The organism is Roseivivax jejudonensis (assembly GCF_900172265.1).
Classification (GTDB): domain Bacteria; phylum Pseudomonadota; class Alphaproteobacteria; order Rhodobacterales; family Rhodobacteraceae; genus Roseivivax; species Roseivivax jejudonensis.
The window spans coordinates 898,319-911,182 of the sequence record NZ_FWFK01000001.1; the positions used below are offsets into that span (position 1 = coordinate 898,319).

Here is a 12,864-nt window from a genome sequence, read left to right on the forward strand (position 1 = left end):
CCCCGCGTGCTACCTCGCGCGAATGAGCCAGCTTCCGACCAAGGCGCAGATCCTCGACTGGATCTCCGACAACCCCACCCAGACCGCCAAGCGTGACATCGCGAAGGCGTTCGGCATCAAGGGGGCGGACCGGATCGACCTCAAGCGCCTGCTGAAGGAGCTCGAGGCCGAGGGTCATCTCGAGAAGCGCAAGAAGACCTATCGCGACCCCGACCGCCTGCCGCCCGTGTCGGTGCTGCAGATCAAGGCGCCGGGCACCGATGGCGACCTTTTCGCCCAGCCGCTGGAATGGCATGGCGCCGGGGTCGAACCGGCGGTTCTCGTCATCACGCGCGCGACCGATCCCGCGCTCGGCGAAGGCGACCGCGTGCTCGCCCGGCTCACGGCCGTGCACGGCGAGGGCTACCAGTACGAGGCGCGGGTGATCCGGCGCATCGGGGCCAATCCGCGCAAGGTCGTCGGGATCTTTCGCAAGGACACCGAAGGCGGCCGCATCGCCCCGATCGACAAGGGCGCGATGACCGAATGGACCGTCGCGGCGGACGCCACCGGCGGCGCGAAGGATGGCGAACTGGTCGAGGCCGAACAGGCCGGGCCGAAGGGCCGCATGGGCCTGCCCCGCGCACGTGTCACCGCCCGCATCGGCGATCCGTCGGAACCCAAGGCGGTCTCGCTCATCGCCATTCACCAGCACGGCATCCCGGACGACTTTCCCGAGGATGTCCTGCGCGAGGCCGACCGCATGAAACCTGCGGGCCTCAAGGGCCGCGAGGACCTGCGCGAACTGCCACTCGTCACGATCGACCCGTCGGACGCGCGCGATCACGACGATGCCGTGTTCGCCGAACCAGACGACGACCCGAAGAACGAGGGCGGCCACGTCATCTGGGTCGCCATCGCCGATGTCGCCCACTACGTCACTCCGGGCTCCGCGCTCGACCGCGAGGCTCGCCGGCGTGGCAATTCCAGCTACTTCCCCGATCGGGTCGTGCCGATGCTGCCGGATCGGCTGTCCGGCGATCTCTGCTCGCTGCACGAGGGCGTGCCGCGCGCCTGCATCGCCGCGCGCATCGTCATCGACGCGGCCGGGCGCAAGCGGTCCGCACGGTTCGTTCGCGGGCTGATGCGCTCTCCGGCATCGCTGACCTATGCACAGGCGCAGGCGGCGATGGACGGCGCCCCGGACGACAAGACCGGCCCGCTGCTCGATCCGGTGATCCGCCCGCTCTACGCCGCCTACGCGGCGCTGCGCCACGCCCGTGACGAGCGGCAGCCGCTCGACCTCGACCTACCTGAGCGGCGCATCCAGCTGTCGCCCGAGGGCACGGTGACGTCGGTCAACTTCACCGAACGGCTCGACGCGCACCGGCTGATCGAGGAATTCATGATCCTCGCCAACGTCGCCGCCGCCGACAAGCTGATCGAGAAGAAGACACCGCTTCTCTTCCGCGTGCACGAGGAGCCGCCGCAGGACAAGCTCGAGAGCCTGCGCGACACCGCGGACGCCGCTGGTCTGACCCTCGCGCGCGGGCAGGTGCTGCAGACCGCGCATCTCAACCGCCTTCTGCACGAGGCCGCCGGCCGCGACGAAAGCGAGCTGATCAATCTCGCGACGCTCCGCGCCATGACGCAGGCCTATTACAGCCCGAAGAATTTCGGCCATTTCGGCCTCGCGCTGCAGAACTACGCGCACTTTACCTCGCCGATCCGGCGTTACGCCGACCTCGTGGTGCATCGCGCACTCGTTACCGCGTATGGCTGGGACGGCTCCGGCCTCGACGAAGACGAGATCGAGCGGCTCGACGCCACCGCGACGCATATCTCCGAGACCGAGCGCCGCTCGATGACGGCCGAGCGCGACACGACCGACCGCTATCTCGCCGCCTACCTGTCGGACCGGGTCGGCGCGACGTTCTCCGGCCGCATCTCCGGCGTGGCGAAGTTCGGCGTTTTCGTGAAGCTCGACGAAACCGGTGCCGACGGGCTCATCCCGATCCGCAACCTCGGGCGCGAGTTCTTTCATTTCGACCGCGACGCCGGAACGCTCATGGGGGCCGACACCGGCACCATCGTCATGCCGGGCCAGCGCGCGACGGTGAAGCTGGTCGAGGCCGCGCCGATCACCGGCGGCATCGGGCTCGAGCTGGTCACGCTCGAGGATGCCGAAATGCCCGAGGGTCGCGGGACGCGCCAACGGCGCGGCAAACCGGGCGGAAAACCCGGCGGCAAGCCGCCCGCGCGCCGCAAGCTCATGCGCGCAAAGAAGAAAGACGCCGCAACGGCAGCCAAGCGCAAGCGCACCGCGCGGCGCTGAGGGCCGGCGGGCCCGGGCATCCCCGGAAGTCGGACGACCTTGCGTCAGCGGAAGGCCGCGCGGCCGTGAGGGATATCTTTCGAGATCGGCCGGAATCCGCTAGGCTGCTGAAAAACGAGCAGACCGACAGGAACCAGCCATGATCGCGCGACTTGCCGCGGGCGCGCTTGCGTCCGGCCTCCTCGCCACCAGTCTTCACGCCGGCAGCGTCGACCGCTCTCCGCGACCGCAGACACGGCCCGCTGACGCCGTGACCCGCGCCGCGCTGACCCTGGCCGACCCGGCCGAGGCCCGTGCCCAGGCCGCGTTCCGCGCCTGGATAGCGGACTTCCGGCCGCGCGCGCTTGCCGCCGGCATCCCGGCCGCGACCTTCGATGCCGCTGCCGCCAGCGCCCGCTACCTGCCCGACGTGGTGCAGCGGGACGGCAACCAGGCCGAGTTCACCAAGACAATCTGGCAGTATCTCGACAGCGCGGTCTCCGACAGCCGGGTCGACAACGGCCGCAAGGCGCTCGCCGAGCATGGTGACACCCTCGCGCGGATCGAGTCCCACTACGGCGTCGACACGCGCGTCGTGCTCGCCGTCTGGGGCATGGAGACCGCCTACGGCACCTACCGTGGCGACACGCCCATCGTCAGCGCCCTGGCGACGCTCGCCTACGATGGACGGCGCGCCAGCTTCTTCGAGAATCAGCTGATCGCCGCGCTGGAAATCCTCGCGGCCGGCGACACCACGCCCGACCGGATGACCGGGAGCTGGGCCGGCGCCATGGGCCACACCCAGTTCATGCCGACCTCGTTCAAGGCGCTCGCGGTCGACTTCACCGGCGACGGGCGGCGCGACATCTGGTCGGACGATCCGACCGACGCGCTCGCCTCCACGGCGGCCTACCTCGCTCATCACGGTTGGGTCGCGGGCATGCCCTGGGGCGTCGAGGTTTCGCTCGCGCCCGGCTTCGACTTCGATCTTGCCGATGGCGACACGCGCCGCATGCCCTCGGACTGGGCCGGTCTCGGCGTGACCGGGCTCGACGGCGCGCCGGTGCGCGATTTCGGCGCGGCCCGGCTCTTCTTGCCGGCCGGCGCACGCGGACCGGCCTTTCTGACGTTCAAGAACTTCGACGTCATCCGCCGCTACAACCCGTCGGACGCCTACGCGATGGGCGTCGGGCACCTCGGCGATCGCATCGCCGGCGGCGCCACCTTTTCCGGGGCATGGCCCGATGACGCGCGCGGGCTCACCAGCGACGAACGGCGCGAGCTGCAGACCCGCCTCACCCGCGCGGGCTACGACACGCAGGGGGTGGACGGGCGCATTGGCCCGCGCACGGTTGCCGCGCTGCGCGCCTTCCAGCGTGACGAGGGGCTCGCACCCGACGGCTACGCCTCGCTCGCGATCCTCGAACGCCTGCGCTGAGCGCCGCACATGGTGTTGCGTCGCGCCGGGTCGTCCTGGCGCGACGCGCGCGCCCCGACACTCGGCCGCCCGCAGCGCGTCACCTCATCCGATGATTTGTGAAAGCCGCCCGGCCGCCTAGCCCGCCGCAAGTCGATCGCGAAACGCCGCGACCACCTGCGCGTAGACCGCGCGCTTGAAGGGAACGATCGCCGCCTCGACCTCGTCGATCGGAAGCCAGCGCCAGGCCGAAAACTCTTCATGCTCGGCGGCGATGTCGATCTGCTCGTCCCGCCCGCGAAACCGCATGAGAAACCACTTCTGCTCCTGCCCGCGGAACCGGCCCTTCCAGATCCGCGGCACGAGGTCGTGCGGAAGGTCGTAGGCGATCCAGTCGTCGGTTTCCGCCTCGACCGACACGAGGTCCGGCGTCACGCCGGTCTCCTCGCGCAGTTCGCGCAGCGCCGCCACCTGCGGCGTCTCACCGGGATCGATGCCGCCCTGCGGCATCTGCCAGGCCGGCTCCGGCGTGTCCGACCGCTGCCCGACGAACACCTCGCCCGCCGCGTTGACCATCATCACGCCGACACAGGGACGGTAGGGCAGCGCCGCGATCTCTTCGGGGGTCATGTCGGTCCTTGGCTTGACGGTGCCGGCGTGTGGCGCGGGGCGTGCCCCTCTCGGGACGGCCCCACCGCCGCAGTCACTGGTCGTTGGCGCGCGCTTCCATCGCCGCCCGCGCGACCTCGGGCCCGAGCGCCGACAGGCCCTTCAGGATGTCGATCGCATAGGCGAGCTGGTAGTCTTCCTCGCGCAGCGCCGCCGCCTGCTCGGCCCGCTCGCGGTCCTCCTCGATCTGACGGATCTCGTCCTCGGACAGCGAGTCGTTGTCGAGCGCGCCGCGAAGGTCCGCCTCCGACCGGGTCGGCAGGCCGCTGGCGTCGTCCGCGGCCTCCTCGGCGGTCTCTTCGTCGATGCGGGGCTGCGCCACGATGATGTCGGGCGACACGCCCAGCGCCTGGATCGACCGGCCCGAAGGCGTGTAGTAGCGCGCCGTGGTCAGGCGCATCGCGCCGTCCCCGCGCAGCGGCATGACCGTCTGCACCGAGCCCTTGCCGAAGCTCTTGGTCCCGACGACGATCGCGCGGCGATGGTCCTGCAGCGCGCCGGCAACGATCTCCGACGCGGATGCCGAGCCACCGTTGATCAGCACCACCATCGGCTTGCCCTCGGCCAGGTCGCCCGCCTCGGCGTTGAAGCGTTCGCCGTCCTGCGGATCGCGCGACCGGGTCGACACGATCTCACCGGCGTCGAGGAACGCGTCGGCGACCCGGATCGCCTGCGTCAGCAGGCCCCCGGGATTGTTGCGCAGGTCGAGCACGACGCCGTTCACGCTGTCGAGCCCGCCGGCGGCCTCGACCTGCTCGGCCAGGCTCTCTTCGAGGTTCGGATAGGTCTGGTCGTTGAAGGTCGTCACCCGCAGAACCACGGTGTCGCCCTCTGTGCGCGCGCGCACCGCGGTCAGCGTGATGGTGTCGCGCACGATCGACACGTCGAACGGCTCGTCCTCGCCCTCGCGCACCACGGTGATGATGATCTCGGAGCCCACCGGCCCGCGCATCAGCTCGACCGCCTCGTCGAGCGTGAGACCGAGCACGGATTCGCCGTCCACATGGGTGATGAAGTCGCCCGCCTCGATCCCGGCCTCGGCCGCCGGAGTCTCGTCGATCGGCGAGACCACCTTCACGAAGCCGTCCTCCTGCGTCACCTCGATGCCGAGCCCGCCGAATTCGCCGCGCGTCTGCACACGCATCGCCTGCGCGTCGTCCGGCGAGAGATAGCTCGAATGCGGATCGAGCGACGTCAGCATGCCGTTGATCGCCGCCTCGATCAGCTCCTCCTCGTCCACGTCCTCCACGTACTGCGCGCGGATCCGCTCGAAGATGTCGCCGAACAGGTCCAGCTGCTCGTAGATCGAGGTGTTGTTCTCGCTCTCCTGCGCGAGCAGCGGGCCGACGAACTGGGTCGTCGCGACGGCACCGGCGAGCGTGCCGGCAAGCGCGGCCATGAGGAAACGTTTCATTCGGATGTCATCCCTTGTCGGTTGCGAACCACGTCAGCGGGTCGACGGGTCCGGCGCCTTCTCTGACCTCAATGTAAAGCGTCTCGGACGCCGGAGATAAAGCCCCATCACCGGATGGTGACGGCGGCCGGCCGGACATCAGGCCGACCGGCGCGCCGGCCGGCAGAACCTGACCGATCTCGCCGAACACGGTGCCGAGCCCGGCGAACACGAAGAGCAGGTCCGGCTGCGGCTCGAGGATCGACACGAGCCCGTAATCCAGCAGCGGCCCGCGATAGCGCAGCGTCGCCGGCACCGGCACGGTCACCAGCGCCTGCGGTTGGGTCGCCACGACGATGCCCGGCCGTGCCACGCCCGCCGCGTCGGCCTCGCCCGCGCCGCGCAGCACGGTGCCCGACACCGGCAGTGGCAGCGCACCCTTCCGGTCGCCGATATCGCCCGTCGAGCGGCCCTCCGGCCCGGCCGGAATCTCCGACAGGCCCGCGGCAAAGCTGTCGAGCGTTTCGGACGCCGCGATCAGCAGCGCGGTCTTCACCGGATCCTCGGTGAACCGGCGCGGCAGATCGGTGCGGTCGGCGATCGCCCGGCTCAGGTCGGCGCGCGCCGCCTGCACCCCGGCCAGTCCCTCGCGCAGCGTCGCCTCGGCCTCCTGCTGCAGCGCGCGGATTGTCGCCACGTCCTCCAGATCGCGGCGCAGGACCTGCGCCCGCTGCGCCAGCGCCGGCGTCACCGACGCCACCAGCATGCCCGACCGCGCCGCGCCGAGCGGCCCGTCCGGATGCAATAGCCGCTGCGGCGCTTCCGACGCGCCGAGGCTCTGCAACACGCCCAGAAGCTGCGCCACCTCCGTCTCGCGGGCGTCGAGCCGGGCCGACAGCTCCGCCTCGCGCAGGCTGGCCGCGCGCAGGCCGTCGCGGATTCCCGCAAGACCCGCCTCGAAGGCACGCACCGTCGCGGTGAGCGCTGCGACGCGGTCGCGCGCACCCTCCGCCGCCTCGAGCCGCGCCTGCGCTGCCGCGATCGCTTCGGCCGCCGCGCGCGCCGCCTCGCCCGGCGCCTGCGCCGCGGCGGGCCCGGCCAGCCCGCACAGCCCGATGAGGGCCGCCGCGATCGCGCGCCGCGTCATCATGTGCGGATGAGGCTCCGGCCGGTCATCTCCTCGGGCTGCGGAAGCCCCATCAGCTCCAGGAGCGTCGGCGCGAGATCGGCCAGCCGCCCGCCCTCGAGCCGCGCCCCCGCGGGACCGCCAACCAGGATAACCGGCACCGGGTTGAGCGTGTGCGCGGTGTGCGGCCCGCCCGTCTCGGGGTCGACCATCACATCGCAATTGCCGTGATCGGCGGTCACGATCATCGCCCCGCCCGCCGCCTCGAGCGCCTCGAGCGCCTGCCCGAGCCCCTGATCGACCGCGGCGCAGGCGGCCTTCGCCGCCTCGAGGTCGCCGGTATGCCCGACCATGTCGGGATTGGCGTAATTCACGACGATCAGGTCGTATCCCGCACCGATCGCCTCCACCAGCCGCTCGGTCACCTCCGGCGCGCTCATCTCGGGCCGGAGATCGTAGGTCGCCACGTCCGGCGACTTCGGCATAACACGATACTCGCCCGCCTCGGGGGGTTCCTTGCCGCCGTTGAGAAAGAAGGTCACGTGCGGATATTTCTCGGTTTCCGCGAGTCGGAACTGGCGAAGCCCGTGAGCCGCGACCCACGCGCCCAGCGTGTTGACGATCTCGCGCTTGGGATAGGCGGTGGTCATGTAGCCCGCATGCGCATCGGAATACTCGACCATGCCCAGCAGCGCCGACAGCGGCGGACGCGTCCGCGCGAAGCCGTCGAACTCCGGCGCGCCCAGCGCCGCGAGGATCTCGCGCGCGCGGTCGGCCCGGAAATTGAGGCAGAAGAGCCCGTCGCCCTCGGTGATCCCGGCATAGTCGCCGATCACGGTGGCCGGCACGAACTCGTCGGTCGTCCCGTTCTCGTAGGCGCGCGCGACGGCCGCCTCGGCGCTCTCGGCGGCACGCCCCGCGCCCGCGGCGATCGCGTCGAAGGCCGTTTTGACGCGATCCCACCGCGTGTCGCGGTCCATGGCATAGTAGCGCCCGATCACCGTGACGATCCACGCACCCTCGGGCAACTTCGCCTCCAGCACCCTCACGAAGGTCTCGGCGGATTTCGGCGCCACGTCCCGCCCGTCGGTGATCGCGTGGACAAGCACCTCGAGTCCGCGGTCGCACAGCATCCGCGCCGCCGCGACGATGTGCTCGAGATGCCCGTGCACCCCGCCGTCCGACACCACCCCGAACAGATGCGCGCGGCCGCCGGCCTCGGCGACCGTCCCGGCGAACCCGCGGATCGCCGCGTTCTCGAAGAACGATCCGTCCTCGATCGCCAGGTCGATCTGCCCGAGATCCATCGCCACGACGCGGCCCGCGCCGATATTGGTGTGGCCGACCTCGGAATTGCCCATCTGGCCGCTCGGCAGCCCGACATCGGGCCCGTGCGTGACCAGCGTCGCGTGCGGACACTCCGCCATCAGCCGGTCCATCACCGGCGTATCGGCCAGTGCGGGCGCGTTGGCGTCGCGCGTTTCCGACAGCCCCCAGCCGTCGAGGATGGTCAGAACCACCGGACCCGCCATGTCGCCGCCTCCGCCTGTCACGATCGCCTCCCGCATATCGCGAAGCGCCGCCGGACGAAAGCGCACAGGCCGCGACCCGCGCATCCACCGGGGCGGCGCGCCCCGCCGCGCTCTTCATCTTGCCGACAAACCCCGGGGGTCCGGGGGCAGCGCCCCCGGTCCGCCGCCGCCGCCGGGCGCCGCGCTCAGCCCTGCAGCGCCTTCACCACCAGCTCACCCTCGCCCCGCGCCTTCATGGCGAGCGCCGCGGCATGCGCACCGGCGAGCGTGGTGAAATACGGGATCTTGTCGTAGAGCGCGACCGAGCGGATCTCGCGGCTGTCCGACAGCGCCGCGGCGCCCTCGGTGGTGTTCAGCACCAGCTGGATGTCGCCATCCTTCAGGCGGTCGACAATGTTGGGCCGGCCCTCGTAGACCTTCTTGACGATCTCGCAGGGCAGGCCCTGGTCGCGCACGAACCACGCGGTGCCGGCGGTCGCGACGATGGTGAAGCCGAGCTCGTGCAGCAGCCCCGCCACCTCGGCCAGGAGCGGTCCCTTGTCCGCGTCCTTGATCGACAGGAACACCGCGCCCGCCTCGGGCAGGTGCGTGCCGGCGCCCATCTGCGCCTTGAGGAAGGCACGCGGAAACGACCGGTCCCACCCCATCACCTCGCCGGTCGAGCGCATCTCGGGCCCGAGCACGGTATCGACGCCGGGGAAGCGCGCGAAGGGCAGCACCGCCTCCTTGACCGAGAACCACGGCATGTCCGGATCGGCCAGCGTCATCGGGTCCGCCAGCGGCAGCACCGTGTCGTAGTCGGTGTCTGCCGGGTACGGCGCGCGCAGCGGGAAGGACGACAGCGGCTCGCCCGCCATCACCCGCGCGGCGATCGACGCGATGGCGCTGTCGGTGGCCTTGGCGACGAACGGCACCGTGCGCGAGGCCCGCGGGTTCACCTCGATGAGGTAGACGACGCCGTCCTTCACCGCGAACTGCACGTTCATCAGCCCGACGACGCCGAGTTCGAGCGCCAGCGCCTCCGCCTGTCGTTTGACCTCCTCGACGATCTCGCCCGGAAGCGAGTAGGGCGGCAGCGAACAGGCGCTGTCGCCGGAATGCACGCCGGCCTCCTCGATATGCTGCATGATGCCCGCGACATGCACCGATGTCCCGTCGCAGAGCGCGTCGACGTCGAGCTCCACTGCGCCGGCGAGGTAGCTGTCGAGCAGGACCGGGTTCTTGCCCGACACCACCACCGCGTCGCGGATGTAGCGCTCGAGGTGCTGGGCGTCGCGGACGATCTCCATCGCGCGCCCGCCGAGCACGTAGGAGGGCCGGATCACCAGCGGAAAGCCGATCTCCTCGGCGATGCCGATGGCCTGCGCTTCGGACGACGCGATGCCGTTCTTGGGCTGGCGCAGGCCAAGCTTGTTCACGAGGTCCTGGAACCGCTCGCGATCCTCCGCGCGGTCGATCGCGTCGGGCGTCGTTCCGAGGATCGGGATCCCTGCGGCGTCGAGATCGTTGGCGAGCTTCAGCGGCGTCTGCCCGCCGAACTGCACGATCACGCCGTGCAGCGTGCCGCGCTCCTGCTCGACGCGCAGGATCTCCATCACGTGCTCGAAGGTCAGCGGCTCGAAGTAGAGCCTGTCCGAGGTGTCGTAGTCCGTCGACACCGTCTCGGGATTGCAATTGACCATGATGGTCTCGTAGCCCGCGCCGGTCAGCGCGAAACAGGCGTGACAGCAACAATAGTCGAACTCGATGCCCTGGCCGATCCGGTTCGGCCCGCCGCCGAGGATCACCACCTTCTTGGCGGCGGACGGCCGCGCCTCGCACTCGACCTCGCCCATCATCGGTGCCTCGTAGGTCGAATACATGTAGGGCGTCTGCGCCTCGAACTCCGCCGCGCAGGTATCGATGCGCTTGAACACGGCCGTCACGCCCTGCGCGTGGCGCCGCGCGCGCACCTCGTGCTCGTCGAGACCGGTGAGCGCCGCCAGCCGCATGTCGGAAAAGCCCATCATCTTGAGCGCGCGCAGTCCCTCGGCATCGTTGGGCAGGCCATCGGCGCGCACGCCGGCCTCCGCATCCACGATCTCGCGGATCCGGGCGAGGAACCACGGATCGAATTTCGTGACCGCGAAGATGTCGTCGTCCGACAACCCGTGCCGCATGGCCTGCGCCACCAGCCGCATCCGGTCGGGCGTCGGGGTCGACAATGCCTTGACCACCGCGGCATGATCCGCGCCCTCGCCGATCCCCGGGATCTCGATCTCGTCGAAGCCCGACAGACCGGTCTCCATCGAAGCCAGCGCCTTCTGCAGCGATTCGTGGATGGTCCGGCCGATCGCCATCGCCTCGCCCACAGACTTCATCGCGGTGGTCAGCACCGGCTCGGCGCCCGGAAACTTCTCGAACGCAAAGCGCGGGATCTTGGTGACGACGTAGTCGATGGTCGGCTCGAACGACGCGGGCGTGACCTTGGTGATGTCGTTGTCGAGTTCGTCGAGCGTGTAGCCCACCGCCAGCTTCGCGGCGATCTTGGCGATCGGGAAACCTGTCGCCTTCGATGCCAGCGCGGAGGATCGCGACACCCGCGGGTTCATCTCGATCACGACCATGCGGCCGTCGTCGGGGTTCACCGCCCACTGCACGTTCGACCCGCCGGTCTCCACGCCGATCTCGCGCAGCACGGCGATCGAGCCGTTGCGCATGATCTGGTATTCCTTGTCGGTCAGTGTCAGCGCCGGTGCCACGGTGATCGAATCGCCCGTGTGCACGCCCATCGGATCGACGTTCTCGATGGCGCAGACGATGATGGCGTTGTCGGCGCGGTCGCGCACGACCTCCATCTCGAATTCCTTCCAGCCCAGCAGCGACTCGTCGATCAGGATCTGGCCGGTGGGCGAGGCGTCCATGCCCGAGCGGCAGTAGTACTCGAAATCCTCGCGGTTGTAGGCCACGCCGCCGCCCGTGCCGCCGAGGGTGAAGGCCGGCCGGATGATCGCCGGCAGGCCGATATGCTCGAGCTCGGAGAGCGCGATCTGCACCCCGGCCTTCAGGTCGACCCCGCCGCGCTCGGCCTTGGGCGCCGTCACGATCGTGGCTTTCGGGTTTTCCAGTCCGATCCGGTCCATCGCCTCGCGGAAGAGCGCCCGGTCCTCGGCCATCTCGATCGCCTCGCGGTTCGCGCCGATCATCTCGACGCCGAACCGCTCCAGTACGCCCATCTCCTCGAGCTTCAGCGCGGTGTTCAGCCCGGTCTGTCCGCCCATCGTCGGCAAGAGCGCGTCGGGCCGCTCGGTCTCGATGATCTTGGCGACCGTGTCGGGCGTGATCGGCTCGATATAGGTGGCGTCAGCCAACCCGGGATCGGTCATGATCGTCGCCGGGTTCGAGTTCACGAGGATGACCCGGTAGCCCTCCTCGCGCAGCGCCTTGCACGCCTGCGCGCCGGAATAGTCGAATTCGCAGGCCTGGCCGATGATGATCGGTCCCGCCCCGATGATCATGATGGACGAGATGTCGGTTCTCTTGGGCATCGGGATCCTCGCTGCAGCGCCTGGGGTCCGCGCAAATTGGCGTGGGTTATAGACAAGGCTTGATGGGGTTCAACCCCTCGCGACGACCGTCCGTCGCCGACATGCCGGCGCCACGATATGTCATTTTTTTCTGACACCTTGAGTGTATATATTTTGAGACATTCCACGCGTCGCGGGTATGATAGCCGCGATGCGGCGCATGGCCGGCCCGCGGGGGCATCCCTCCGTCGCGGCGTGCGGCCCGCCAGCGATGCGCCGAACCGGGCACCGAAGGGATACGATGACCTCGACGTCCACAGGGCTGTTCTGGACCCATCATTCCGCCGGAATGATGAGCGCGGCCTTCGTGCTGCCGCTGCATCAGATCCTCGACGACGTGTTCGGCACCGGCGCGCGCGACAAGGTCTTCGCCGAAGCCGGCTTCTCCGCCGCCCCGCCGGCCGACGATTCCGTGCCGGAGGGCAAGGTCGCGCGGCTCCATGCGAGCGTGCACGACGCCTGGCCGGTGCTTTGGCCCGAATTGATGGACCGCGCCGGCCGCGTCGCCGCCGAGGCCGTGGTCACGGACCGGGTCAGTGCGCGCGCCCGGCTCCTCCTCGAGAACATGCCCTGGCCGGTCGCGGCGTGGCTCGTCGGCCGCTCCGCCCGCCAGAATGCCCGGGCCTTCGCGGGATCCGGCGTCTTCTCGATCCAGACGACCGGGCGATTTCTCGTGTTCAAGAACCCGCTCGCGATGCAGATCCGCTCCGACCAACCCAGCTGCCACTTCCAGGCGGCGTTCTTCGAGCACATGTTCCAGCGGCTCGTGCACCGCGATTTCGAATGCCGCGAAACGCAGTGCTGCGCCGCCGGGGCCGATGCCTGCGTCTTCGCGCTGACACTCGCCCCCGACGCCGATCCGATCTGA

At 69.9% G+C, this 12,864-nt stretch carries 8 protein-coding genes; 3 read left to right on the forward strand and 5 right to left on the reverse strand.

The window, feature by feature from the left end; translation table 11 throughout:
- The first annotated feature begins 22 nt into the window (after positions 1-22).
- The gene (gene rnr / locus ROJ8625_RS04410) at positions 23-2,314 is read left to right on the forward strand and encodes a ribonuclease R (RefSeq protein ID WP_085790605.1); all 2,292 of its coding nucleotides are present in this window, start codon (positions 23-25) and stop codon (positions 2,312-2,314) included.
- A 139-nt stretch (positions 2,315-2,453) separates the two neighbouring features.
- Positions 2,454-3,731, forward strand: coding sequence for a lytic murein transglycosylase (locus ROJ8625_RS04415; RefSeq protein ID WP_085790606.1), 1,278 nt, complete (start codon positions 2,454-2,456; stop codon positions 3,729-3,731).
- Between the two features lie 117 nt (positions 3,732-3,848).
- On the opposite strand, the gene ROJ8625_RS04420 is transcribed toward ROJ8625_RS04415, so the two are convergent.
- From ROJ8625_RS04420 to carB, 5 genes are all read right to left on the reverse strand, one after another.
- On the reverse strand, positions 3,849-4,340 hold the full coding sequence (locus ROJ8625_RS04420) for an RNA pyrophosphohydrolase (RefSeq protein ID WP_085790607.1): 492 nt from the start codon (positions 4,338-4,340) through the stop codon (positions 3,849-3,851).
- 73 nt (positions 4,341-4,413) lie between these two features.
- Positions 4,414-5,793 carry a S41 family peptidase gene (locus ROJ8625_RS04425; RefSeq protein ID WP_085790608.1) on the reverse strand — a complete coding sequence of 460 codons (1,380 nt, stop codon included), beginning with the start codon at positions 5,791-5,793 and terminating at the stop codon, positions 4,414-4,416.
- 7 nt (positions 5,794-5,800) lie between these two features.
- On the reverse strand, positions 5,801-6,919 hold the full coding sequence (locus tag ROJ8625_RS04430; protein WP_085790795.1) for a murein hydrolase activator EnvC family protein: 1,119 nt from the start codon (positions 6,917-6,919) through the stop codon (positions 5,801-5,803).
- Positions 6,919-8,430, reverse strand: coding sequence for a 2,3-bisphosphoglycerate-independent phosphoglycerate mutase (gpmI, locus tag ROJ8625_RS04435; protein ID WP_085790794.1), 1,512 nt, complete (start codon positions 8,428-8,430; stop codon positions 6,919-6,921). Before gpmI ends, ROJ8625_RS04430 begins: the two co-directional genes overlap by 1 nt.
- A gap of 185 nt (positions 8,431-8,615) precedes the next feature.
- Positions 8,616-11,957: a carbamoyl-phosphate synthase large subunit gene (gene carB, locus ROJ8625_RS04440; RefSeq protein ID WP_085790609.1), complete on the reverse strand. Its 3,342-nt coding sequence runs from the start codon at positions 11,955-11,957 to the stop codon at positions 8,616-8,618.
- A gap of 280 nt (positions 11,958-12,237) precedes the next feature.
- Between carB and bchJ the strand changes: the two genes are divergently transcribed.
- Entirely contained in the window at positions 12,238-12,864 is a 627-nt protein-coding gene (gene bchJ / locus ROJ8625_RS04445; protein WP_159456718.1) for a bacteriochlorophyll 4-vinyl reductase, read from the forward strand.

Excerpts from the sequence above, each read along its gene's own strand:
- rnr (WP_085790605.1), top strand. The coding sequence starts at position 23 with ATGAGCCAGCTTCCGACCAAGGCGCAGATCCTCGACTGGATCTCCGAC.
- ROJ8625_RS04415 (WP_085790606.1), top strand. The coding sequence starts at position 2,454 with ATGATCGCGCGACTTGCCGCGGGCGCGCTTGCGTCCGGCCTCCTCGCC.
- ROJ8625_RS04420 (WP_085790607.1), bottom strand. The coding sequence starts at position 4,340 with ATGACCCCCGAAGAGATCGCGGCGCTGCCCTACCGTCCCTGTGTCGGC.
- ROJ8625_RS04425 (WP_085790608.1), bottom strand. The coding sequence starts at position 5,793 with ATGAAACGTTTCCTCATGGCCGCGCTTGCCGGCACGCTCGCCGGTGCC.
- ROJ8625_RS04430 (WP_085790795.1), bottom strand. The coding sequence starts at position 6,919 with ATGACGCGGCGCGCGATCGCGGCGGCCCTCATCGGGCTGTGCGGGCTG.
- gpmI (WP_085790794.1), bottom strand. The coding sequence starts at position 8,430 with ATGGCGGGTCCGGTGGTTCTGACCATCCTCGACGGCTGGGGGCTGTCG.
- carB (WP_085790609.1), bottom strand. The coding sequence starts at position 11,957 with ATGCCCAAGAGAACCGACATCTCGTCCATCATGATCATCGGGGCGGGA.
- bchJ (WP_159456718.1), top strand. The coding sequence starts at position 12,238 with ATGACCTCGACGTCCACAGGGCTGTTCTGGACCCATCATTCCGCCGGA.